Here is a 23,208-nt window from a genome sequence, read left to right on the forward strand (position 1 = left end):
TCGACCCCGGGATCAGTGCCCGGATCGGTACCCGGATCAGCACCAGGATCAGCACCAGGATCAGTACCCGGATCGGCACCAGGGTCTACCCCGGGATCACTGCCCGGATCGGTACCCGGATCGGTACCCGGGTCAACACCAGGATCAGTCCCAGGATCAGTACCCGGATCAGCACCAGGATCGGCACCAGGGTCTACCCCGGGATCACTGCCCGGATCGGTACCCGGATCAGCACCCGGATCAGCACCAGGATCGGCACCCGGATCGGTACCCGGATCAGCACCAGGATCAGTACCAGGATCGGTACCCGGATCAGCACCCGGATCAGCACCCGGATCGGTACCCGGATCGGTACCCGGATCAGCACCAGGATCTACCCCGGGATCAATGCCCGGATCGGTACCCGGGTCAACACCCGGATCTGCCCCGGGATCAGTACCCGGATCAGTGCCTGGATCAGCACCAGGATCGGCACCAGGATCGGCACCAGGATCAGTGCCCGGGTCAGTACCCGGATCAGCACCCGGATCGGCGCCCGGATCGGTCCCAGGATCCGTGCCCGGCTCCTCGTCGAGGGCACGCACTGAAGCAGACCCCAGCTGCAGAGCAACCGCACCGTTCTGACCAACACGCGGTAGCAGGCTTACATTCAATGCTCGAACAGTAAACGAGTCGGGCCCGAGGTCGCCGCCTGGTTCGAGGAACGGCGCGTTCGTGGGCTGATGGTTAATCGTGATGCTCGCGATCTCACGCAGGACTGGCCCAAGCCCCTCAGTGAGCACATTCGACACCAGCGGCTCCACGGCCTGCATCAGGGTAGGTTGCAGCTGGTTCAAAATAGTTGTCACAGCGGGTTTGAGCGCGTCTCCCATCGACACGACAGCGCCTCCGAGCAGGCTAACGAGAGGTTGCAACACGGTCCCGAGCGGAATATCCGCCACCTCAATCTGACTGACGTCAGGAACCGGGGCGGTGTGCCCGGGGGCGCCCACAAACCCACCGAGCGTTCCTATGATCGTGACGGGCGCGTTCACCAGATCGAGGTCAGGGAGCAATGGGATCGGGTTAGTTATCTTGACATCAGCTTGAACGCTCACGTTCACTTCAACGTTATAGAGCCCAGCTTCGATTGTCGTTGCAAGTTTCGAAAGCAACGAGTTTTCACCAGCGCCAAGCAATGCGTCAGTAACGCCATCGAGGATAGCGTTCACCGTGTCGCCGTGCAGCACCTCCGTGTTCGCCGGGAGCGAGTTCAGCCCAATCGCCCCAGTCCTGTCAACAACAAGACGCCCGAGATCGACGCTGATCTTGCCGCTCGCAAGGTCCACCACCACGCTTTGATCTGCATTCTCCAATGGCGCGTCGAAGAGCACACGCTGGACCTCCGTGAGCAACGGCTGGGTATCGATCGATGCGTTGTTCAGCGTGGCGTCGACCAACGGTAAGCGGTCGATACCGCGCACAAGGTTCGAGACAATCGTTTCGATCGCCCCTGTCGGCCCGAGCAAATCCTGCAGCGGGCGCAGCAGGTTGCCAACCTGAGTCTCGACTACCCCCGCAACTTCGCCCACTGCTGGGCTATGCACGCCAAGGTTGAGCTCGGTGAGCATGTATTGCGACTCTACCTCCCCCGCTGTCTTGCTCGCTCGCGCCCCGACGGCTCCGATTTCGATTGAAGCCTGATTCAGCAATGAATCAGTGAGTGCGTTCCCAATGATCTGTGAGAGCAAATCGCTGAGGTCAAGTGTCGCCGGGCCGTAGTCTTGCCCAGGCACAGCGTCGATGTTCAACGAGCCTTGTTCGCCGAGTAACCCGCTCGCGGCAACCGAGGTAGTTGAGGTCGGCGAGGCCGAATAGCTTGACACTGCTCCGAGCGCCCCAAGCTCAAGAAGCCCGCGGTCTGCGGGCGAAGGCTTGATAAGTGGGATAGACACGGTTCCGACGCTCACATCGGCTAGCCCGCTGAGGAGGCTCACGTTTAATGCGTCGGTCGATGGGCCAGGTGCAGAGCCGACCGCTGACTGAGTGTAGGCGGCACCGACCACACCGAGGTTGAGCCCCTCCGCCCACAGCCAATGACCGTGTGCGGCTGATTCTGCTGTAGACACTTCCGTGTCAGCGTACGCAGCGCTGCTCGAGAGCAGCACCGGCGCGGTGATCATCGCTGCCGCCGTGACGGCTGCGAGTGGCCGTGATAAGCCTCGGCGTCTCACCGTTGAGTATTGGTGCTTCATTGCGCGTTCTCCCTCACTACACGACAAAGTAACGAGTTCCACATTCCAGACCGCGCCACACTGCGCCACTTGGAATGAAGAGCCAGGGTAGGCCGATCTTAAGCAGGCGCAAGAAGCCACAACAATGAAGCTCAGTATTACTGAGACACTCAGGGAGCATTACTGAGTTCTATCGGCGCGGGCCTGAGAGACCCCTTGAATTTCTGTCCCTAATCGGTATTCTCTGTTGAAAGCCTGTGGGCGTGGGGTGGGTTTTATCTGGACTCGTTGAGGAGTTTTCAGGATGGTGCAATTGGCGTACGTATTCCGCGAGGAGATTCTTTCCGAGGCCGTGGCGATGCTCGGGCGAGGCAGAGGCTTGCTCGTTGTCGGCCATTCAGGCAGCGGTCGTACAAGTTTTCTGACAACTCTCGAGGCCCGCCTGCGTGAGCAGGGTGGCTCGGCAGTCGCTATTGCCGCGGCGAGCCCTGAACTGCCGCGCACACTTCACGAAGCTCCTGTTTCATCGGCAGTGCTCATCGATGCGTTCGAACAGGCAGACGCTCGGGCCGTGTCTCTTGTGCGCGACAGACTCTCTGCGGGCGGCGCGCTTGTCGTCGTCTTAGACCCGAGCAACCATGACAGCCAGCTCGCCGCGACGCTGCAGAACACCTCAACCACGCACGTCCGACAACACGCGCTTTTCGAATCACTCCACCCCCTTGTGCTTGCGCCGCTCGAGCCCTTTGAAATCAAACGCCTGCTCCACAGCCGTAGCGAAGATCTCATCGATGCGGCGACTGAGGAGGCGATCGTTGAGCTCGCGAAGGGCCGGCCTCGCTGGGCTTTGGACCTGCTCCACTTGGCTCAGATGCGAACACTCTCGACGTTTCCGCGGCCCGGCCTAAACAACCGCAACGTGATCGACGAGACTTCCGGGCTACTACGAAGCATCGCTGAGGCCTTCGGAGGCCTGTCACCAGAATCAGCTGCTGCGGCGGTTGCGCTCGCTTCCCTCGGCCCACTCGATCACGCCGGAATCAAAGAACTCATTGGCACGGAGCACGCCCACACACTGACGCGCAAGGGAGTACTGATGCGCCACGACGATGAAGGCCTAGCATATGTCCCCCGGCTACTCGGGGCCGCGCTCTCGACCTGTGCCTCGCCAAGCCACATCGATCGTTACGAGCGTGCGATACAGTCCCGGCTGCTCAAGAAGGCAGCGGCAGGCTTTCCGTTAACGGAGCATGAGGTGCAGCACTCAATACGTGCCTTCCCCCAGGAATCAAGTCACGTCACGCCAGTTCTGCGCACTCAGCAGTCTGACCTCATCGGGAAGAGCATCTCCCGACTGTCAGCATTTGGCGAGCACAGCCTGGCAAGGTCCCTCCTCTTGCGCGAGAACACCCCCGAGCTGTTTGATGGCTTCGTGAACCACGCCGCTGTACTCGGGGAGCTTGTGAGCCCCACAGCGGGCTTAGCGCTTTTGGAAGCAGACGAGGGGGAAACATCGGCCTCGCTGAACCTACCGGCTCAATTCATTCGCGCTAGGCTCGACGCCCTTGCCCGAACGGCTAGGCACGACGCGCCAACTCAGCCCGACAGCGGCCGAGCCAGCCCCAATGCCGGCGTCAGTCTCGCGCTCGATCTGTGGAACGCAGATCGGCGCATTCCCACAGAGGTGCCCCAAATGCGTCGCGTCGCAGCGCAGTCGAAAGATCCGGCTGTGAACACTCTCGTCACAGTACTAACTGATCTCGAGGAGGTCTGGAACGGGTACATCCCTCAGGGTTCTTGGCTCGACACCGGCGCACCACTGCCCACCTTTGAAAGCCCTTCCGAGGGCGCGTTCGAGCACCTGGTCTCAACGGTATTGGTAGCGCAGAGCTATGCCGCGCTACTTGCGGGCCAGTTTGCCAAACGGCGGCACGAACTTCAAACCATCGCCGCAAACACTTCCCTCCGCGAATACCACGCCCGCTGGATGCGCCATTTTGCTGCGGCTGCGACCGCGCTACCCTGCGGTGATGTCGCTCGCGCAGCGCTCGAATGGGAGCGTTTTCTCGCTTGTGCCCCCCAATACTTGCCACTCAGATTGCGCTCCTACCTCGCGCTCGCCAAACACGAGCTAGAACTCGTCGCACGCTCTGACGCGTACGGCCCATCGGGCGACTCGGTATTGTCGGCGATCATCAGCTACATGGCCGGCCATGTTCACCAGCCAGCACCGCCGGCAGCCGCAGAAGTGTCTCACCAGGTAAACGCGCTCCCGATCTTGAAGCTACGCGAAGCACACCGAGCCGCGGCCTCTGCTGGCAACCCGTTCGAACTCCTACATCTCGGCCTCGAGCTGCGCACGCTTGAAAAGTGGGCACCGTCAGCGATCGCGCTCGCCCAGTCACGCCGCATCTTTGTTCGGCGCCGGTCTGTCTCAGGTGTGCACCGGTGCGATGAGGCGACCCGCGAGATCAAATCGACGCTCAGGCACAGAATCGCTTGGTATCGCCCCGAGCTGCTACCGGTGCCGGCGCTCGACACCCTCACCCCGCGAGAACGCGAGACCGCGAAGTTGGCAGCACAGGGGCTCTCAAACCGCCAGATCGCCGCTCAGCTTCATTGCAGCATTCGAACCGTTGAGTCACACATCGCCCAAGCCCGCGCCAAACTCGGCGCGGCGACGCGGCAGGATCTCGCCAACGTCGCGCTGCACTGAGCCGTCCGGGCGCGTCGCTCACCCGCGGAGCTTTAGCGCTCCGCTATCGACCCCGCCCCGTCTATCACCGCGGCGTTCGCCCCGAAGTCGCGCTGCCCGCGCTCGCTCATGAGGGCTGCCGCCTCGCCCCCGGGGTCGGGCACCGGGGTGCCGCCCTCGTAGTCGAACCGCACGGAGCGCACCTCTCCGCCGGCGAAGCTTCCGTCGGCGCGCAGTCGCACCGAGACGTAGGCCCCGAATCGCGTCGCCGGGTCGCGGCCAAACACGCCTCCCCCGCCAAAGTTTCCGAGGCTGTATGCGATGAGCCTGCCGCGGTAGAACTCCAGGCCACGTAGCACGTGCGGGCCGTGCCCGAGCACGAGGTCGGCGCCGGCATCGACGGCCGCGTGCGCGAAGGCAACCGGGTCGCCACGGTTCTCGCCGTACATCATCTCGATGCCCGGTCGCACGACGTCGGCCCCCTTTCCTTCTGCCCCAATGTGCGCCTGCACGACGACAATGTCTGCCCACTCGGCCGCCGCGCGCACCACCTTTTTCACGTGCCGCAGATTGGTTGGCCGATTGAAGCCGTCGTAGGGCGCAAACCCGACCAGTGCGACGACCGTATCGCCGATTGCAGAGTATGAGATCTCATTGCGATCCCCGACCGTGCGCACTCCGGCGGCGGCAAGCGCCGCCCGGGTGTTGTCATAGCCGGCCTGACCGAAGTCTCTGCTGTGATTGTTCGCGAGGTTGAGCACGTCGAAGCCATTGAAGAGCTGGGCTGCGGCAGGGTCGCTGCGAAACGCGAAGCAGTCGGCGTGGGTGCCGCACTTGCCGTGCCCCGTGTCGGCCGTGATCGCCTGCTCGAGGTTGCCCGTCACAAGGTCGTCGGAGAACCAGTGGCGCACACCGTCGAAATATGCGCTCCCACCGCCTGCTGGCACGCCCTGTTCGGCGGAGTACAGCAGCATGTCGCCGACGGCCCCGATGCTCACCTCGCCGGGCCGCGCTGCCGCATACCGCGGCGGATCGGAGACGGCGCTTGGCACGGCGGTGGCCCCGGCCCCGCCGACGCCTATCAAAATCATGATGGCCACCGCGACGGGGGTGCGATACGAAATTCGCCCGTGCCCGCCAGCCGACCGGGCGTCGCGCGAGGCGCGATGCCCCCGCGGGAGGTCAAAAAGCCAGGTGAGGCCATCGCGTGTGCAGAGCTCCCCCAGCCAAACACTCGCGATGACGATGATGCCGGTGAGCACGATCGGCAGCGCGACCGCGGCGACGAGCTGCACTGCGATCCTCGACTCAGAGAGTGGCTCAACGAGAACCGAATCGACGAGGGCCAACAGCGGCATGTGAATGACGTACACCGCGAGCGTGCGGGTGCCGAGCCAGCCGAGCGCGGGCCCGACGCGGTCGATCCCGGCGAGTACAGGCGCGAGCGCAAGCCCTGCACCCACCCCCACGAGCGACACGAAGAGCCACACCCCGGGAACCGCTTCTGCGTGCGCAAGGCGCATTGCCGCGAAACACGCCGTATAGGCGAGCACCGCGGTGAGTGCGATGATCGGGCGCCGCCTCGCACCGACCCCCTTGATCTGCGCCGCGAACTGCACGCCGACCACGAAGAACACGAGATTCGAGATCAGCGACCCGCGATTGCTCACGACATCCACGAGCCCTGCCGCTACGGCGATGGCGGGCAGCGCGGCGAGCACCAGCACGAGCCAACCCGGCAACCGCCGCAGGAGCTTCACGATCACGAAGTAGAGCGCGAGCGCGTAGAGGTACCACGTATTCGGCGGGCTGATTGTCACGGCCTCGACGAATTCGGCGAGACTCCGGGGAACGAGCGTGGGAAAGTCGGGGAAGGCCCACATGGTAACCATATGAATGAGGCTCCAGAGCAGGTACAGGTAGACGAAGCGAATCACTCGACCACGCAACACCGCGTGCCACGGGCGAGCGACTGCGTTTGCAGCGAGCAGACCGGAAACCACGAAGAACACGGGCATTCGCACCGGGTAGGCGAAATCGTTCACGAACCCCCAGACGCCCGGTATCGGCAGCCCGACGCGCCAGTCAATCTCGAGATAGGTCTTCATCACCACGTGCCAGAGCACGACGAGCACGATGAGCAAGCCCTTGGCGGTGTCTATCCAGGCCAGTTTCGGCGGGGAGTCCGGCGACTTCGGGGGCTGCGAAGCGGAAAGCGGGGCGGAAACAACGACTCGTGGCACCGGCCCAGTTAACTCCGCGCGGCGTTCCCAGGGCGTATCGGGTTTTGCATATGTTTTCGATACGGGCCGAAGTAGCAAGTTTCCACGAATTGCTTGTATATAGATTCGGTATCGCCTATTTATTTCCTGAGCACCCCGTGGTTAGCTGACCCCAGAAACTTTGGGGGTGTAGATGGCACACAGCGTGGCAGCAACGACGCGCCGCCGAGCCAAGCACTCGCGTGGGCGCAAGCTCTACCGATCGATCGCGCTCGCAATCGTGCTCGCAATCGCCGGCGCCGCCATTCTCACCGCAAGCATGGGCGGCCGCCCCCGCCCCGCGGTTGCCGCCGACAGGCTCGAAGACCCCCAGCTCGTGAAGCTGTTGTCGTTTAACGACCGGCAAGACGACGTAATCGATGAGTTTCGTGCAGATTTCATACTGAAGGTACCGCGCGGCTTCGTCGACCCGATTTCAGGGGCGCTGACCCCGGTGAACGGCCAGTACCTCCGGCTGGGCTACGACCACAACGAGGGCAGCATTAGATACCATCTGCGCTACAAACCAATCCTCGGCCAGGGGCCGGCCGGCGCCGCGAACTGGGCTGCCAACCACGACCAGTACTACACAATTCACGAGGTTGTCCCGTCTGGGAACTCCGATTTTCTCGTGATCTCGGCCGAGGGCGACAGAAACATCTCAGACAACCAGAGCGCCGCGAACATCCCAGGCGGGCTGCTGAGCACGATGAACCTGTATTTCAGCTACGAGAACTCTCCGCCAACGTCAACGAGTTCCTCGTGGACGAGCTCCGCCCGGGTCGTGCACCCGCTGGAGTACTACATCTACTACGGCTCGTCTTCTTCCCGTTCTATCGTCGGCCCTCAGCTCAATATCCAGTACAACGGAACAGCGAGCCTCTGGAGCAAGGGCCAGGCGAGCTGGGGGCTCTCGCTGAGCCAAGGCGTGAACGGCGCCCCGCCGGGCGTTGCCCCACTCAATTCGCTCTCGATCGATCCCGTCAACAACCCTTTCAGCAGCGCATCTCGGGGGCCAACAGGCAGCGTGACCGACAGCTTTTGGTACGCCTGGGTGCACGAGAACGGCTCCCTCGTCACGGCGATCAACACCGCACCGATTCGAGTGACCGGGGTGCCGCCGCGCGGCGGCGGCACGAGCGGTGTCGACCTCGTGTCGAAGAATATCGCGCAGCACGCAAAATCGCCCCAGCTGGGCTGGACGCCGGAGCAGGCCGCGCAGGGGCTCACGGAGCGCGTGGGCGTCGACGGCACTATCGACTTTCGCGACGCGGGCGGCAACGGGTTCTACCGCCTACTCGCCTGGCCCGAGTCACATGACCCAGAGACGATAAATGGCGACTACGGCGCCCCACGGCTCTCCTATTCCCCGAGCGACCTCTTCGACGCCAACGGCATGATCACCCCGAACGCCGACCTCATGAAGTTCACGCCGGCCACGGTCTTCAACAACTATCAGCTCGCGCTGCCCGCGCCGCCGCACATTGATGTGCCAGCGCACGGCTCAGCACTCAACACCCCGGGCGAGCTGAAGCTCTCGGGCTCCGGCGAGCCCGGCCACACCATCACGCTGAAGCTACTCTCGGGCAGCGGTATCGGCGATTATCACGACCCGGGCCTCACCACGATCATCGACGGCGATCACGCCGGCGTCCAGGCCGCCGATGTTGTCGTAGACCCCGGCGGCGCCTGGAGCTATACCTACGTGCCGCCCGAGGCGTTCGCCGACGGCAGCTACACGGTCACCGCGGCGCAGACCGATCAGCACCCCGACCGCTGGTATGCCACGAGCGGCATGTCGAACCCGCAGGAGGGCAGCGACCCGCCGCAGTGGGGCGTCACCTTCACCGTTGACACGCTCCCGCCGCCCGCGCCATCGATGGTCTGCCCCGTCTCACCGGCAGCCGCCGGCGACCTCACGGTGACGGGGGCCGGCGTCGAGCCAGGCGCGACCGTCGCGGTGATGGTCGACGGCACCCGCTCGGATGATGCCACCGTCTCCGACTCCTCATGGAGCTACACCTTCGATCCGCCCCTTGGCAACGGCACGTACGCTATTTCTGCAGTGCAGACCGACGCGGCGGGCAACCAGTCTCCCGTGAGCACTCCCGTGTGCACGGTGCGCGTCGCGCTGCCCGTGCAGGTCACTGGCGAGAAGACCGTGCAACCGGTCGCCGCCGCGGCGCCGCAGCTCGAAGACGCCGCGGCAGACAACTGGGAGATCACCGCGACCGGCGGCCCCGACGTGCTGCTGCTGTCTGGCGAAGCCCCCGCACAACTGCAGCGCGACACGGCCTATCGGGTCGACGAGCGGCCGCGCGCTGACCCGCCAGCCGACCCCCTCGCCGAGCGCTACCGGCCGGCCGGCGACCCGGTGTGCGCCGACGCCACCGGGGCCGTACTGCCGACCGAGGTGTTCGACCCAGCGACGCGGGTGCTCATGTTCGCGAGCGACGCCGACGTGGCCGAGCCGGTCAGTTGCTCTCTCGCTAACCAGGCCGCCCAGGTGAGCGCGATGGCGCACCGCCTCGGCGGGCAAACCACGCTGCTGCCAGAGGGCTGGGGGCTCACAGTCAGCCCCGGCTCGGGCGCCGATATTGCGCTGACTCACGCGGAGCCGCGCGTGATCGCAGCCCCGGGCGAAGCCACGCTCACCCCCGCGGTTCCGCAGGGGCTATCGCTCCTCGGCGTGCAGGCGCTCGATCTCACCCAGCCCGACTGCGCGGCGCTCGCCCCGACGGCCGGGCAGGCCCCGCGGCACTGCTGGGTCGACCTCGATCGTGCCAACAACGATGCCCCCGTCGACGTGCCCCAGGGTGCCCACAGCGTGTTTCGCGTCATCGCCGCGACTCCCGCGGAGCTCCCTGCGCTGCCGCTCACCGGCGGCATCGGTTCCCTCACCTACTGGCTTGCCGGGGCGGGCGCGCTCGTCACCGCCGGCCTCGTCTATTTGCGCCGACGAAGGCTCGATCGCCTTCGCGCCGCCGCAGAACGGAGGGCAGCGTAATCGCGTGAACTCCACAGGCCAGCGTCGCACTGCTGCCCACGAACCCGCTCATCACAACTTCTTCGACACGCAACAGCTTGACGAAAGGACACCCAATGAATACTCGGAATACCCATAGATTGCGACCCATCGCGCTACTCGGCGCGACCCTGCTTGCCACGGCATCGCTCACTTTTGCCGCCGCCCCTGCGTTTGCGGCGGCTCCCGGCGACGGCGGCGAGGGTACGCTCACCATCCACAAACTCGAGCAGCCCGCAGAGGTCAACCTCGGCCCCAATGACGGCTCCGAGATCGAGCTCGAGGGCGCGAAACCCCTCGTCGCGGGCTTCGACGCCTGCGCGATCAAGGAGCTCGATCTCTCCAAGGCGAGCGACTGGGAACGCATCAAAGACATCACGATTACGCTCACTACCGGCGGCGAGCCCATCGCCACCGAGGGCGGCACCGCGCTCTCACTCCAGTGCTTGGGCGAAAAAACAACGTCAGCAGAAGACGGCGTCGCCGTCTTCGACCTCCCGGCCGACCGCGCCTACGTCGTCTATGAGAGTACCCCGGCGGCGAACTCCATTCCGGGCGCCGAACCCACGCTGATTACCGTGCCCTACCCGGGCAACGGCGCCGAGGGCAGCCCCGTGTGGAACTACAACCCGCACATCTACCCAAAGAACGTCATCGTCGGTGGCGGCGCGACCAAGAACGGCCAGGTCATCGGCAACAAGGTCACCTTCGACATCACGGTGCCGATCGCGCCGCTCGGCGCTGACGAAACGTATTCCGAGTTCCGCATCAACGATAAGTTGGGCGACTTCCTCGAGTACACCGCCGGCACCGTCACGCTGTTCGATGCCGACGGCGACCCCGTCGCGCTGACCGCAGGCACCGACTACACGCTCACCGAGCCCGCGGGTTCGACGGGCGACGCGATCGAGCTGAAGTTTGAGAGCTCCGGCCTCGCGAAGCTCGACGCGAACATCGGCGGCAGCATCGTACTCACCATCAAGGCCGACGCCGTCGGCACCGGCAGCACCGAGAACGTCGCCGAGGTCACCGTGAACGGCACCACCTCCACGGGCCCGGAGGTTATTGGCCCCGAGGAGTTCTTCGCTGGGGCGCACGTGCTCAAGCAGGCGAAGAACAAGGGCAGCGCTGAGAATGTGCCGCTTGCGGGAGCGACGTTCGACGTCTACTCCGCGGGAGCGGCCGCAACGAGCTGCCCCGATGAGCCAGCGGCTCAGGCCACGAAGGTGCTCGAGGGAATCGTGTCTGGCGACGACGGCAAGACCCCGACAGAGGTACTCGGCGCCGGCAACTACTGCGTCTACGAGACGAAAGCTCCGAGCGGCTACAAGCCGCTCGTCGGCGGCCTGATTCTCTCGGTCACCGATGAAGATGCCTCGGTCACCGTCGTAAACACGCAGGTCGGCGCAGACGAGGGCGACCTCCCCAACCTGCCGATCACCGGCGCAATGGGCAGCGTGCTGCTCGTCGCCGGCGGCGTCGCGCTCATCGCGATCGCGACCGGCATCATCATTTCGCGCCGCAAGAAGGCGCGCGTCGAGTAGACGCTCGCGCACGCCCGGCCGCTGCCAGGGGTGGATCGTCACGCGCACTTGGCGATCCACCCCGCGGGCGGCCGCCCCGAGTAGATCGCCCGCCGCACTCGGCGTTCCACCCCTCGCGGGCAGCTCTGATCACCAGGAAGGGAGACCGCAGTGACCGATGCACCCAAGCACCGCCGTGCGAGCGCTGGCGCCCGCCAGTGGCGCCACTCCTGGCTGAACACCGCTGTCTCTGCGCTGCTGCTCGTCGGCCTGGTACTCCTGCTGTACCCGTTCGCCGCCGCCTGGGTGTCGCAGCAGAACCAATCGAACATCGTGCTCAACCAAACGCAGGCGAACGAGGAGCTCGCGCAGCAGAAGATCGATGACATGCTCGCGCAGGCCAACGCCTACAACGCCGCGCTCAGCTCGGGAGCGCTGCTCGCGGGCGGCGCGAATATTGCCGAGGGTACGGGCGAGGCGCTGCTCGGGGCGGTCGACCCAGCGCTGTACTGGGACACCCTCAACGTCCAGCCCAACGGCGTGCTCGCCAGAATCCGCATTCCCGCCATCAAGCTCGATTTGCCTGTTTACCACGGCACCAGTGACGCGACCCTGCTGCGGGGCATCGGGCACCTGCAGGGCACCTCGCTGCCCGTCGGTGGCGAGGGCACGCGCGCCGTGCTCACCGGGCACCGCGGGCTCGCGAACGCGACGATGTTCAGCCATCTCAACCGCGTCGAGGTGGGCGACACCTTTACCGTCGAGGTGCTCGATCAGGTCTACGCCTACCGCGTCTTCGAAACCAAGGTTGTCGAACCGCACGAGACCGAGGAGATTCGTGCCGTTCCGGGCCGCGACCTCATGACGCTCATCACCTGCACCCCGCTCGGCGTGAACACCCACCGCATTCTTGTTACCGGCGAACGCATCGATCCGACCCCGCAGGGAGATCTCGACGATGCCGGCACAGGCCCGAAAGTACCGGGGTTCCCCTGGTGGCTCGTGGCATTCGGCGCCGGGCTCGTTGTCATCGGCGTGTGGGAGTGGCGGTCGGGGTACGGCCCGCGCCGCGTGCACGCCGATGCAACCACCGCGGAGCACGCGGCGACCGCGGAAGATTCGGCTACCGCTGCGGAGTCGGCCGCGGAGGGGTCGGCAAGCGCAGAGCACGCAGCTCACGCAGATTACCCGGCGACCGCGGCGACCCCGGAGCATGCGCGCATCGACTAGCGTCGCGTGGCACCGAATTGACCGAGTTCGCTACTGGGCGCCGGCGAACCCCTGTTGGCGCCACGCCTCGTAGCTCGCAATCGCCGCGCAGTTGGCGAGGTTCATGGAGCGCGGGCCAGGCAGCATCGGAATGCGCAGGCTGTCGGTGATTGCCTCGTGCGCGAGAATCTCCGGCGGCAGCCCCGTGGGTTCGGGCCCGAACAGGAGCACGTCGCTCGGTTCGTAGGCGACGTCGGTGTAGGGCCTGGTCGCGTGCGCGGTGAACGCGAAAATGCGGCCCGGGGCAAGGGCTTTGAGCGCGGCCTCGAAGGAGTCGTGCAGGCGCACGACCGCGAGGTCGTGGTAGTCGAGGCCGGCTCGCTTCAGCTTCGAGTCTTCGAAATCGAACAGCGGGTTGACGATGTGCAACTCGGCGCCGGTACCAGCGGCGAGGCGAATCGTGTTGCCGGTGTTGCCGGCGATGCGCGGCTCGAAGAAGAGGATGCGGGTCACGAGAAAAGGATACTCCCTCTCGCGAGCGCCAGCCCTTGTGTGGGCGGCCCCGAGCTCTGCGCCCACCGGGGTGATCGGCACTCCCTAGGCTCGATTCCGAGGCCTGCGCCCGATACTGGGCAGATTTGCTCTCCACGGCAGCGCCCGCAGGCACCACCCGCCAGAGGAGCCCGCAGCACAACCAAGGGCAATCTGCACTCGCGAGCCCGGGATCCGCGCCTCGAGACCTTGGCCAGGCTGATTGCCTATCGAGCGCCGCTCCACTCGCCCGCCCCTGCCCCGATATCGCTCTGCGCCCCCGCGGCCCCAGTACACTCGATGCATGACCCGCACCACCGAGACCACTGTTCGCGAATTTCTGCTGCACGTGCGCAGCGGGCGCTCGCCAGAGCGGGCCGCGGAGTTCTTCGCGCCCGTCGTGCTCGCGAACCAGGTGCGCGCCGGCGCGCGCGAAACCCTCGAACGCAGCCCGGCGAACTACACCGAGCACGTCGAAGAGATGCGCGACATGTTCGGGCCCTTCGACCTCGAGGTCGACGAACTGCTCGTCGACGGCGACAGGGCGTACGCGAGGTGGATCCAACGTGGTCACCACCTCGGCGTGATCGACGGGCACGAGCCAACGGGCAGGCCGCTCGAAACGGTCGGCAGCGCCGTGTATCGCGTGGCCGACGGAATGATCGTCGAGTACTGGATTCAGCAGGACGCAGCGGGGCTCGCCGCGCAGCTCACCGGCGACGCGCGCTAGCGTCCGAGTTCGCCAGTCACGGCCCCGTCAGGCGATTCGACCCGCCAAGTCAGCGTCGGCCGCTCAGGCGGTAGGAGTTCGCGCAGCCACCCAGCGACGATTGCCACGACCGCCGTTTCGAGGTCGTCGCGCGACCAGGAGGCCGGGCGGCCAGGCACGTCGGGTTCCCACCCTAGCTCGCCCCACTCGACACCGAATAGCTGCCGGGCATCGTCGAACCTACGATCGAGTGCGAAGGCGTCGCGCCCTTCGAAGCGCGCCCACACGTCGAACGGGCCCTCGCCGTCTTGATCGACAAACACGTTCACGACGATCGCGTCGGCGGCACCGTCGGCCGCGGCCGCCGCGAAGCTCGCGAGCCGGTCGCTAGTCACCACAGATTGGGGTTCGAGTAGCGTTCGAAGCGCTGCCGCGTAGTCAGACCTGTTCATGGCCCCATGCTAGCCCGCCGCCTGCCGCTACCGGCCGGTAACCAGCATGTCGGCGAAGCTCGCAGCCTTGAGGCGGAGCGTGTCGATGCGCTCGGCGCGCGCGGCTGCGACGTCGTAGCCCTCGTAGGCGGGGGGCGGGTCGTTGCGCACGTTTTTCGAGCACTCGAAATCGCGGCACAACAGAATTCCGACGGTATCGCCGCGGCGGCCGGCCGCACCGGCGCGCTTCGCCGCCCAGAACACGACGTCGTTTGGCAGCCGCACATCACGGCACCAGTTGCACATCGCGCGCGAGCGTGGCGTTGCCTCGGCCTGCGTGAAGCACACGCCAACCGGGTCGCCGTCGAGCAGCGGCAACACCGCGTAAGCGCGCCTAGCGAACTTCGGGTCGCGCCAGCCGTAGTAGTCAAGCGCGGCCCAGTCGGCCTCTGAGAGCGTTTCGAAGTGATCGGGCAGTGAGAGCTCCTTCGTTTCGCGGCGTGACGCGTTGACGAACGAGGAGCGGATGAATGATTCTGTCAGGGGGTGCATGAGTGAGCCTTTCGGGAGCGCGGGGTCACGTGACCGCCCGTGTGCTCCGCAGAGATTCGAGTGAGGGTTCGCCAATCTCGCCGTGCTCACACGTTAGTGTGAACGCGGCGAGAACGGGGCCGTCACTCACCGTCAGCGAGTGCTTCGCTGACGACCTCCTGACGCTGCGCGTACAGCTCTCGGTAGCTCATGGCTCCGAGTGTACTCGCGCTGGCTTAGTGCTCGGTTGGGCCAGGCTCGGGCTGCGCGGTTGCCGGTTTGGAGGAGGCCTCGGTCGCGGCCTTCGCTGCGCGCACCCGAGCGAGGCGCTTGCGCACCGCCGGCCAGAAGATCGCCAGCACCCCGACCGAGACCAGACTCGTCCATACCTGCGTGCGCGTGCCGTCGCCGCTCACGACCATAATCACAACGATGCCGATCACCGCAACGATGACAAGAATGCCGAGCCACGGGTGCAGCCACATCTTGAGTTCGAGCCCGGCGACCTCGTCTTTCGACATGCGTTGGCGCATGCGAATCTGCGTGGCAGCGATGAACGCGTAGACGAAGAGCGCGACGAGGCCCGCGGAGTTCATGATGAAGTCGAAGATGCCCGACTCAGGGGCTGCGAAGTTCACGATGACCGCCGCGTAGCCACCGAGGGTCGAGGCGATGACCGCGGCGATCGGCACGCCATTGCGCGAGCGCTTCGCGACAAGCGCCGGCGCATAGCCCTGCTCGGCGAGCGCGGCGAACATGCGCGCGGCCGAGTACAGCCCCGAGTTCAGCACCGAGCACACGGCGGTGAGCGTGACGGCGCTCATGATTGCGCCTGCCGCTGGAATACCGTAGAGCGTGAAGACGTGCACGAAGGGGCCCTCGACCTGCGGGTCTGGGAGCTCATTCCACGGCACGATGACGACGATGAGGAAGACGGCGCCGACGAAGAACAGCAGAATGCGCCAGACCACAGTGGTCGTCGCCTGGCGCACGCCCTTCGCGGGGTTTTCTGACTCGGCGGCAGCCATGACGGCGATCTCAGTGCCGAAGTAGGAGAAGATGACGATCGCGACGCCCGCAATGACCGGCCAGACACCGTTCGGGGCAAAACCGCCGTGCTCCCACAGGTTCGGGAGCGAGAACGACCCGCCAGGCCAGAAGCCGAGCGCGAACAGCACACCGACACCGAGAAACACGACGATCGCGACGACCTTGATGCTCGCGAGCCAGAACTCGACCTCGCCGAACGAGCGCACCGAGACCACATTCGTGATCGTGAAGATGAGCATCATCGCGATCGAGAACACCCACTCGGGCACGCCCGGCATCCAGCCGTGCAGAATCGCACCGCTCACGACGGCCTCGAAGGCGATCACCCCGACCCAGAAATACCAGTACAGCCAGCCAACGAAATAGGCGGCCCAATCGCCGAGGCCGACGCGCGCGTATTCCATGAACGAGCCCGTCGTCGGGCGGGCTGCGGCCATTTCGCCGAGCATTCGCATCGCGAGGAACACGAGCACGCCGCCGATGAGGTAGCTCACGAGCGCCGCGGGGCCGACGCTGCGAATCACGTTGCCCGAACCGACGAAGAGGCTCGCGCCGATAATGCCGCCAAGGGTGATCATCGTGATGTGGCGGGAGGCCAGTTTCTTCGATTTGCCTGCGCCCTTCGGCGGAATCACCTGCGCAACCGAGGTCGCTGGTGAAACCGGTCGATCGTAATTCGCTTTCATACCTGCCCTATCGTCGCGTCACTGCGGATTCACACAGGCTACGCAGCGACCTCGGCACACCCATCCGCACTTTTGCACAGTCACTCGCAAGTTTTCGTGGCAAAGGTGTCCGTGCAGCGCTTTCCCTTGTTTCAGCGGGTCGAAACTGCCGAGACCGGTGTTCTGTCGGCTGATCCGCACCGATTCCGAATACCGAAATATTGCGTTCACCACACTGCCCAGCTGCTCTCAAGCTCCGTAGCCTACAAAGGAACCGACCCCGCATCATCCCGATGGCCCCACAGGCCCGACACGAAGGGTTCCCTCATGCGGTCAACGAAGACCCGCACGGTCGTTCTCACCGGAGGCAGCGACGGTATCGGCGCCGCCGCGGCGCACCAGCTTGCGGGCCCCAACACGCGTTTGATTCTTGTTGGCCGCTCGCCCGAGAAGACCCGCGAAGTGGCGACTGCGACCCGATCAGAGTTTCACGTCACCGATTTCACCCGGCTCGATGAGGTGCGAGAGCTCGCCGAGCGCCTGAACTCGCAGTGCGATCGCATCGACGTGCTCGCAAACAATGCCGGCGGAATGTTCTCGGGGCCGATAGCGACGGGCGATGGCTTCGAGCGCACCTTTCAGGTGAACCATCTGGCGCCCTACCTCCTCACCAATCTGCTTCGCAAGAGACTCATCGCGTCGAGCGCGTCTGTGGTTCTCACCGCGAGTGTTGGCGCCAGACTCTTCGGCAACATCGACCTCGATGACCTCAACGGTTGGGAGAGTTTCTCGGCCAACAGGGCCTACGGCAACGGCAAGCTCGCGAACATCCTGTTTGCGAAGTCGTTGCATGCACACCTGCACGCGGCTGGGCTGAGCTCTGTCGCGTTTCACCCTGGCCTTATTCGTTCGAATTTTGCGTCTGCGACAGACAGTTACTTTCAGGCCATCTACCACGGCGCACTCAAGTCAGTTCTCTCGTCGCCATCGGCGGGTGGCGCCCGCCTGAGGTTCTTCATCGACGGCGAGCCAGGGCACGGCTGGGCGTCGGGCACCTACTACTCCGCGCCAGGCAGGGTCGGGCGCACCCACCGTCAAGCCGCTGACGCCGGGCTTACCGAGCGCCACTGGCAGCTCAGCGCCGCCATGCTCGGGGTCGACTGGGGGTGAGCATGGCGGCGAGGAGCCGGTTATCGCAGGGTGCGGCGGCGCAGCGCGAGGGCACCGGCCCCGCCGAGCAGCGCGAGCACGGCAGCTCCCGCAGCGAGCAACGCTCCGCGCTCACCGCTGCCAGAGTCTGCCAGCCCGCCGCCGGGCAGGCCGGGCTTCGCACCGTCGTCACCGCCGGGAACGGGTGGGTTCGTTGCGGGGTATGCAATGGTGACGGTCGCTGCGCTGCGCTCAGCAAGCTCCGAGAACTTACTCGGCTCGCTCAGCGCAACGACGAGTGTGCGCTCGCGCTCGCCTGACTGCGTCTGTAGCGTGCGCACCGTCACCGACTGTGGCTCCGCATCGCGAGGGCCCCACGTGAGTACCTCGTCGATAGCCTCATAGTGGGTGCCGACAGCAGCCGAGCCGTCTGCGGTTCGCACGCGCACGCTCGCCTCACCCGTCCACGGGTTCAACAGGGCGTCTGCTCGCGTGACGGTGATCGTCACCGAGTCGCCCGCGTCGGCGCGCGCGTCTTCGCCAAGCTCGAACACTGTTGCCTCGGGCTCCGGGTACACGATCGCAAGGCCGGTGACCTGGTTCGGGCCTGGCTTCGCGTATGCAGCGGGCGTAGCCTCCGTGAGGCGAAGCGCGAGCAGGCGCTTCGGGTCGCCTGCCGCGCCCGGCCGCACGCGCACCTTCACGGTCATCGGGGTGTTCTCCTCGGGGCCCCACGTGAGGGTTTCGGTGCGAGAGTAGTCGTCGCCGGGAGTTGCGGCCGGGTCGTAGATCTTCACCGAGACGCCCGCCTCGCCGGTCCACGGGTCGACGATGCTGTTTGTGCGCTGCACGGTAAACTCCACTTCTTGCTCGCCGTCGCCGGGCTGATCGCCCGGCTGCGCCACCGCACCGGTGACGATCTGGGGCTCGCTGATCGAGAAGGTGGTGATGCCAGGGGTCGGGTACACAATCGTGAGGTCTGCTGAGAAGCCGCCCCCGAGCTCGGCGACCTCCATGGGCTGAGGGTTCGTGAGCCGCAGCGAGAGCTCCCGCTCGTCGTCGCCAGCCTTACCTGGGTGCGTCTGCACCGTGACGGTTTGGGGGTTTGTCTCCCCAGCTGCCCACACGAGCGTGCGTGTCAGCGCCGTGTAGTCTTTACCAGCCTTCGCCGTGCCGTCGACGGTCTCGACGGTGACGCTCGCCTCTCCGGTGAACGGATTCAGTGAAGCGTTGGCGCGGGTCACAACGAACTCGGCCGGCGCCCCGGCAGCAACAGCGGCGTCTGCGCCGAGCTCGAACACCGTGTTCCCCGGCTTGGGCACGGTGAGGTCAAATCGCTGCGTGAGCTGGTTGCCGAGCGCGTCTGCAACCACAATGTCAAAGCTCCAGTCGCCGAACGCGTTTGGCGTGCCGACAAGGTTCGACCCCGAGACCTTGAGCCACCCAGGAACGCCCGTTTTCGACTCCGGGACGGGTTCGAGCCTGATCTCGGCGACGGGGAAGCCCTCCGTGTACGTCACCTCATGTGACCATTCCTCGCCAAACGGGATCGTCGCGCTGTCCTCGCTCGTGATCTGGCTCCAGACGATCGGCATCATTACGGTGCCGGTAAAGCGGTCGTTCTGGGTGCCTTCCTCGGCAAAGGTGTACTCGAGATCGGGCCAGGCTTTAAACACCTTGATGTTCATCATCGGTAGTTTCGGAGCCGGCTCCGGCGCAAGGTTGCCCCCGGGTTGTGGGAAGCTGCCGTCACGGTTTGCAAGCTGCCCGGTGGCATCGTGTCGGTACGTTTCCGCACCCTTCGGAACATACTTCGGATCCCCCGGAATGCGCTGCGCGGTGATGGCGAACGACCCTGTGGATGCACTCGCGGGCGCGGCCTGGAGCCCAACGCGCGACGAGATCTCATTTCCCATCGCCTGCAAGTTCGTCAGGCCGGTCAGCTCAAACAGCGGGTCAAGCTTTGTCGCGCCAATCGCGTTCATGTGGAGGCGGGTGAGCTCGGGCTTGCCGCGAATCGCGTCGATATCGTCGCCGATATTCCCGTTGTAGTTCACCTCGAGCGTGCGCAGGTCGGCCATGTCTTCAATGCCGTCGAGGCTCTCCAGCTTCGCGTAGTCGAAGCTGAGGTTGCGCATCTTCGTGAGCTTTTGGAGCGGCAACAGCGAATCGACCTCGGTGTAGCTTGCGGAGAGGTTCGTAAGCTCGGTGAGGTTCGAGAGCGGCTCGAGCGTCGCGACCGCGGTCTTGTAGACGCTCACCGAGGTGAGCGTGGTGAGCTCGGTGAGCGGCCCGAGGTCTCTCAGCTGCGGGTTCTGCGAAGCCGTGAAGTCCCTGAGCTTCGCCGAACTCGCGAGCGGCGACAGGTCGCTCAACTGCTCGTTGCGCGAGACGTCGAGCTTGCTGAGCTTCGGCATCTCGGCGAGCGGGGCCAGGTCGGTGAGCGCCGGGTTGCCGGTCAGGCTGAGCGTGGAAAGCCCGGCCACGCCGGCGAGCGCTGGAAACGACGCATTGCTGACGTTTGCGTCGGTGAGCGTGATGCTGTTGAGCTTCGGCATGGCAGCCGCGGCCGAAAGCGACGCGGTGGCGGAGAAGTCGTGGTTGCCGCCGGCGAAGAAGATGTTGGTGATCTTCTGAGCGTGCTCCAGCCCGTCGAGCGACGTTACCGCAAATTTCTGGTTGCACGAGAGCCCATAGAGCTTGTTGAGATCGTCATGCGTAATGGGCGCATCAGCAGCCCGGCCTCCGATCTGATTGTTCACGCACGCTGCGAGCTCGGTGTCTGCGAAGACGACGAGGTCGCTTCCGGCCGGCTCAGCGACTGCTGGCGAGGCGCCGACAGCGCCGAGCCCACCGAGCATTGCGATTGTCGCAATACCGGCGAGCACACGGCGCGCTCGCCCACCCGATCGAAAACCCTCTTTGCGGCTGTACTGAACGCGCGACATCGCTCCCCTTTGCTCGTTCCCCAACTTCGGCTATCGGCGTGCAAGCGACCGCAGTGCGTCGCCGAGGCATCGAAAAACCGCGGCCGAAGCAGTCGCCAGACCCCATCACCATATCCAGGAAACAGGCGGCGGTCTATCAATTCCTATGCGAAATGTTTTAATAAACAGTGATTTCGCTACGGTCGCGAGGGTTCGCCTCGGCCGCCTTCACCGCCGGGCTCCGCCTCCCGGTTCTCGCTCCCCTCACGGTCTGCCAGGCCAAGCTCGTAGCCGAGAATCACGGCGTGCACGCGGTCGCGCAGCTGCAGCTTCGCGAAGATCTGGTTCACATGCGACTTCACGGTCGAGGGTGCAAGAAACAACGCCTCCGCGATCTCGGCGTTCGTCTGCCCGGCGACGATGCCCGCGAAGACGTCGCGCTCGCGCGGGCTGAGCGCACCGAGGGGGTCACTCGACGGGTCGGCCGCGCGATCAGCCTGTCGCGGATCCGCCACACCGCGCTGCCCCTCCCGGCTCAGCGTCTGCCCCTGCCTTTGCCCCTGCCTCTGTTCCTGCTTCTGCCCAACGAAATGCTCAATCAGCTGTGCGGTGAGCCGGGGCGCGGCGACCGCGGCCCCGTCGGCGACCGTGTGCACCGCGTCGACGAGGGCCGCGGGTTTCGTGCTCTTCAGCAGAAACGCGCTCGCCCCCGCCCGCAGGCTCCCGAACGCGTACTCGTCGAGGTCGAAGGTGGTGAGCACAATGATGCGCGTTCCCGGGTGGCGCTCGGTGAGAATGCGGGTGGCCTCGAGCCCATCCATCACCGGCATGCGCACGTCCATGAGCACGACGTCGGGGAGCTCGCGGGCGACCACTTCGAGCGCCTCGAAGCCGGTGCCGGCCTCGCCGACGACCTCGATACCGTCGTCGGAGTCGAGGATAAGCGCGTTGCCCGCGCGGGCGAGCGGCTGATCGTCGACGACGACCACGCGAACGGGTACGGTCATGGGTGCCTTTCGTTGAGCGGCAGGAGCGCTCGGGTCTGCCAGCCGGAGCCCGGGGACGCCTCACTGACGGGCAGCGGCCCTGCCGCGAGCTCGCCGCCGAACGCGTGCGCTCGCTCCCGCATCGCTCGCAGGCCGACGCCCGCGCCGCGCCGATCCCCCGCGTCACCGCGCCCATTATCGGTGACGCTCACCGCAAGCGCGTCGCCCTCGCGCGCGATGCGCACCTCGACGTGCGTCGCCCCTCGCGCGTGCCGAAGCGCGTTCGTGAGCGACTCCTGCACGATGCGGTACACCGTTGTCGCGAGCCCCGGGTCTGCGGGCAGCTCGCCGGCAATCGTCAGCCAGGCGGGGAGCCCCGCGTGACGACTTCGTTCGATGAGTTCGCCGAGGTCGGGGAGGTTGTGACCGGCGCGTTCGAGGTCGCGGTCAAGGGCGTCGTCGCCGTGTCGCAGCACGCGCAGGATCCGCTGCATTTCACCGAGCGCGTCTGCCCCGACGTCGCCGAGCTGGCCGAGTGCCTCACGCGCCCGCTCGGGGTACTTCTCCCAGCCCGCTGCCGCCCCGCCCGCGAGCGCGACCATCACGGTCACCGAGTGCGCGACGACGTCGTGCATCTCGGCGGTGATGCGCGCCCGCTCGGCCGCTGCGGCGCGCTCCTCGCGCAGCGCGACGAGCTGCGCGAGCGCCTCCCGCCGCTCGCGCGCCTGGCGCACGGCGACGCCGGCGGCCAGCGCGATGAGCTCGCTCGGCTGCAGCAACACGACGGGCGGGCCGGTGCGAATGCCGAGCAGCGCCGTCATTCCCGCCACCGCAACAATAATCCCCGCTGCGGCAAGCGCGCCGAGCACCGCGGTGCGCAGCCGCACGCGCGAGGCGAGCGCGAACATTCCGAACGCGAGCTCGAGCACCGGCCCGCCGGTAGCGTGGGCGTAGACCGGGTTCAGCGCGCCAACGCCAGCGATGACGAGGAGCACGGCGAGCGGGTGCTGGCGCCGCCACCACAGCGCAACCGCAACACCAACGATGCACGCCCACCCGAGCCAGGCTGGTTCGGGCCCGGCGAGCAGGAGCGCCGCGCTCGCTGGAAGCGCGCAGGCGAGCATCACGGCGATGTCGGCGATGCGCGGCCGGGCGGCGAACCAGCGCACGATGCGCGGGCGATCCGGGAGCGCGAGGTCGGCAGGTGCGCGGTCGCCGGTCGCGCCGGTGCGGATCCGATCCTTGCGGATTTGTTCCTCGCGGATCGTGCCGTCGCGCGGCGAAGCAGCGGTTGCGCTCATCG

At 65.8% G+C, this 23,208-nt stretch carries 16 protein-coding genes and 1 pseudogene; 6 read left to right on the forward strand and 11 right to left on the reverse strand.

Annotation, left to right across the window (positions count from 1 at the left end; all coding sequences use genetic code 11):
- Nucleotides 1-193: 193 nt before the first annotated feature.
- From ABD115_RS02465 to ABD115_RS16595, 3 genes and pseudogenes are all read right to left on the reverse strand, one after another.
- The gene (locus ABD115_RS02465; RefSeq protein WP_343957865.1) at nt 194-367 is read right to left on the reverse strand and encodes a hypothetical protein; all 174 of its coding nucleotides are present in this window, start codon (nt 365-367) and stop codon (nt 194-196) included.
- Between the two features lie 6 nt (nt 368-373).
- Nucleotides 374-580, reverse strand: coding sequence for a hypothetical protein (locus ABD115_RS02470; protein ID WP_343957867.1), 207 nt, complete (start codon nt 578-580; stop codon nt 374-376).
- Nucleotides 581-1,238: 658 nt separating this feature from the next.
- A pseudogene (locus ABD115_RS16595) lies at nt 1,239-2,234 on the reverse strand (choice-of-anchor G family protein); the annotation flags it as partial.
- A gap of 292 nt (nt 2,235-2,526) precedes the next feature.
- Between ABD115_RS16595 and ABD115_RS02475 the strand changes: the two are divergent.
- Nucleotides 2,527-4,929, forward strand: a complete 2,403-nt coding sequence (locus ABD115_RS02475; RefSeq protein ID WP_343957869.1) for a helix-turn-helix transcriptional regulator — start codon at nt 2,527-2,529, stop codon at nt 4,927-4,929.
- A gap of 32 nt (nt 4,930-4,961) precedes the next feature.
- Here the strand turns inward: ABD115_RS02475 and ABD115_RS02480 are convergent, their stop codons facing one another.
- Nucleotides 4,962-7,151 carry a CapA family protein gene (locus ABD115_RS02480; RefSeq protein ID WP_343957870.1) on the reverse strand — a complete coding sequence of 730 codons (2,190 nt, stop codon included), beginning with the start codon at nt 7,149-7,151 and terminating at the stop codon, nt 4,962-4,964.
- Nucleotides 7,152-7,323: 172 nt separating this feature from the next.
- On the opposite strand from ABD115_RS02480, the gene ABD115_RS02485 reads away from it, so the two are divergent.
- The 3 genes from ABD115_RS02485 to ABD115_RS02495 all read left to right on the forward strand — a co-directional run bounded on the left by ABD115_RS02485 (nt 7,324) and on the right by ABD115_RS02495 (nt 12,947).
- A complete protein-coding gene (locus ABD115_RS02485; RefSeq protein ID WP_343957872.1) occupies nt 7,324-10,176 on the forward strand; it encodes an Ig-like domain-containing protein in 2,853 nt (950 codons plus the stop codon).
- 95 nt (nt 10,177-10,271) lie between these two features.
- The gene (locus ABD115_RS02490) at nt 10,272-11,738 is read left to right on the forward strand and encodes a SpaH/EbpB family LPXTG-anchored major pilin (RefSeq protein ID WP_343957874.1); all 1,467 of its coding nucleotides are present in this window, start codon (nt 10,272-10,274) and stop codon (nt 11,736-11,738) included.
- 150 nt (nt 11,739-11,888) lie between these two features.
- Nucleotides 11,889-12,947, forward strand: a complete 1,059-nt coding sequence (locus ABD115_RS02495) for a class C sortase (RefSeq protein ID WP_343957875.1) — start codon at nt 11,889-11,891, stop codon at nt 12,945-12,947.
- Between the two features lie 30 nt (nt 12,948-12,977).
- On the opposite strand, the gene ABD115_RS02500 is transcribed toward ABD115_RS02495, so the two are convergent.
- Nucleotides 12,978-13,439, reverse strand: coding sequence for a tRNA (cytidine(34)-2'-O)-methyltransferase (locus ABD115_RS02500; protein ID WP_343957877.1), 462 nt, complete (start codon nt 13,437-13,439; stop codon nt 12,978-12,980).
- A 322-nt stretch (nt 13,440-13,761) separates the two neighbouring features.
- On the opposite strand from ABD115_RS02500, the gene ABD115_RS02505 reads away from it, so the two are divergent.
- Nucleotides 13,762-14,187, forward strand: coding sequence for an ester cyclase (locus ABD115_RS02505; protein ID WP_343957879.1), 426 nt, complete (start codon nt 13,762-13,764; stop codon nt 14,185-14,187).
- Here the strand turns inward: ABD115_RS02505 and ABD115_RS02510 are convergent.
- The 3 genes from ABD115_RS02510 to ABD115_RS02520 all read right to left on the reverse strand — a co-directional run bounded on the left by ABD115_RS02510 (nt 14,184) and on the right by ABD115_RS02520 (nt 16,864).
- Nucleotides 14,184-14,618 carry a DUF6389 family protein gene (locus ABD115_RS02510; protein ID WP_343957881.1) on the reverse strand — a complete coding sequence of 145 codons (435 nt, stop codon included), beginning with the start codon at nt 14,616-14,618 and terminating at the stop codon, nt 14,184-14,186. The two genes, ABD115_RS02505 and ABD115_RS02510, sit on opposite strands and share 4 nt — an antisense overlap.
- Before the next feature lie 27 nt (nt 14,619-14,645).
- Entirely contained in the window at nt 14,646-15,149 is a 504-nt protein-coding gene (locus tag ABD115_RS02515) for an FBP domain-containing protein (RefSeq protein ID WP_343957883.1), read from the reverse strand.
- Nucleotides 15,150-15,364: 215 nt separating this feature from the next.
- Nucleotides 15,365-16,864: an amino acid permease gene (locus ABD115_RS02520; protein ID WP_343957886.1), complete on the reverse strand. Its 1,500-nt coding sequence runs from the start codon at nt 16,862-16,864 to the stop codon at nt 15,365-15,367.
- A gap of 306 nt (nt 16,865-17,170) precedes the next feature.
- Between ABD115_RS02520 and ABD115_RS02525 the strand changes: the two genes are divergently transcribed.
- Nucleotides 17,171-18,013, forward strand: a complete 843-nt coding sequence (locus tag ABD115_RS02525; protein ID WP_343957888.1) for an SDR family NAD(P)-dependent oxidoreductase — start codon at nt 17,171-17,173, stop codon at nt 18,011-18,013.
- Between the two features lie 20 nt (nt 18,014-18,033).
- Here ABD115_RS02525 and ABD115_RS02530 read toward each other — a convergent pair whose 3' ends face one another.
- The 3 genes from ABD115_RS02530 to ABD115_RS02540 form a co-directional block, all read right to left on the reverse strand.
- The gene (locus tag ABD115_RS02530) at nt 18,034-20,940 is read right to left on the reverse strand and encodes a Calx-beta domain-containing protein (RefSeq protein WP_343957890.1); all 2,907 of its coding nucleotides are present in this window, start codon (nt 20,938-20,940) and stop codon (nt 18,034-18,036) included.
- Between the two features lie 176 nt (nt 20,941-21,116).
- A complete protein-coding gene (locus ABD115_RS02535) occupies nt 21,117-21,926 on the reverse strand; it encodes a response regulator (RefSeq protein ID WP_343957892.1) in 810 nt (269 codons plus the stop codon).
- Nucleotides 21,923-23,206, reverse strand: a complete 1,284-nt coding sequence (locus ABD115_RS02540; protein WP_343957894.1) for a sensor histidine kinase — start codon at nt 23,204-23,206, stop codon at nt 21,923-21,925. Before ABD115_RS02540 ends, ABD115_RS02535 begins: the two co-directional genes overlap by 4 nt.
- Nucleotides 23,207-23,208: the final 2 nt, after the last annotated feature.

It is taken from the genome of Leucobacter albus (assembly GCF_039528015.1).
Lineage (GTDB): Bacteria > Actinomycetota > Actinomycetes > Actinomycetales > Microbacteriaceae > Leucobacter > Leucobacter albus.

Coding starts and splice junctions, on each gene's coding strand:
- ABD115_RS02535 (WP_343957892.1), bottom strand. CDS start 21,926: ATGACCGTACCCGTTCGCGTGGTCGTCGTCGACGATCAGCCGCTCGCC.
- ABD115_RS02540 (WP_343957894.1), bottom strand. CDS start 23,206: ATGAGCGCAACCGCTGCTTCGCCGCGCGACGGCACGATCCGCGAGGAA.
- ABD115_RS02525 (WP_343957888.1), top strand. CDS start 17,171: ATGCGGTCAACGAAGACCCGCACGGTCGTTCTCACCGGAGGCAGCGAC.
- ABD115_RS02485 (WP_343957872.1), top strand. CDS start 7,324: ATGGCACACAGCGTGGCAGCAACGACGCGCCGCCGAGCCAAGCACTCG.
- ABD115_RS02530 (WP_343957890.1), bottom strand. CDS start 20,940: ATGTCGCGCGTTCAGTACAGCCGCAAAGAGGGTTTTCGATCGGGTGGG.
- ABD115_RS02510 (WP_343957881.1), bottom strand. CDS start 14,618: ATGAACAGGTCTGACTACGCGGCAGCGCTTCGAACGCTACTCGAACCC.
- ABD115_RS02515 (WP_343957883.1), bottom strand. CDS start 15,149: ATGCACCCCCTGACAGAATCATTCATCCGCTCCTCGTTCGTCAACGCG.
- ABD115_RS02490 (WP_343957874.1), top strand. CDS start 10,272: ATGAATACTCGGAATACCCATAGATTGCGACCCATCGCGCTACTCGGC.
- ABD115_RS02505 (WP_343957879.1), top strand. CDS start 13,762: ATGACCCGCACCACCGAGACCACTGTTCGCGAATTTCTGCTGCACGTG.
- ABD115_RS02520 (WP_343957886.1), bottom strand. CDS start 16,864: ATGAAAGCGAATTACGATCGACCGGTTTCACCAGCGACCTCGGTTGCG.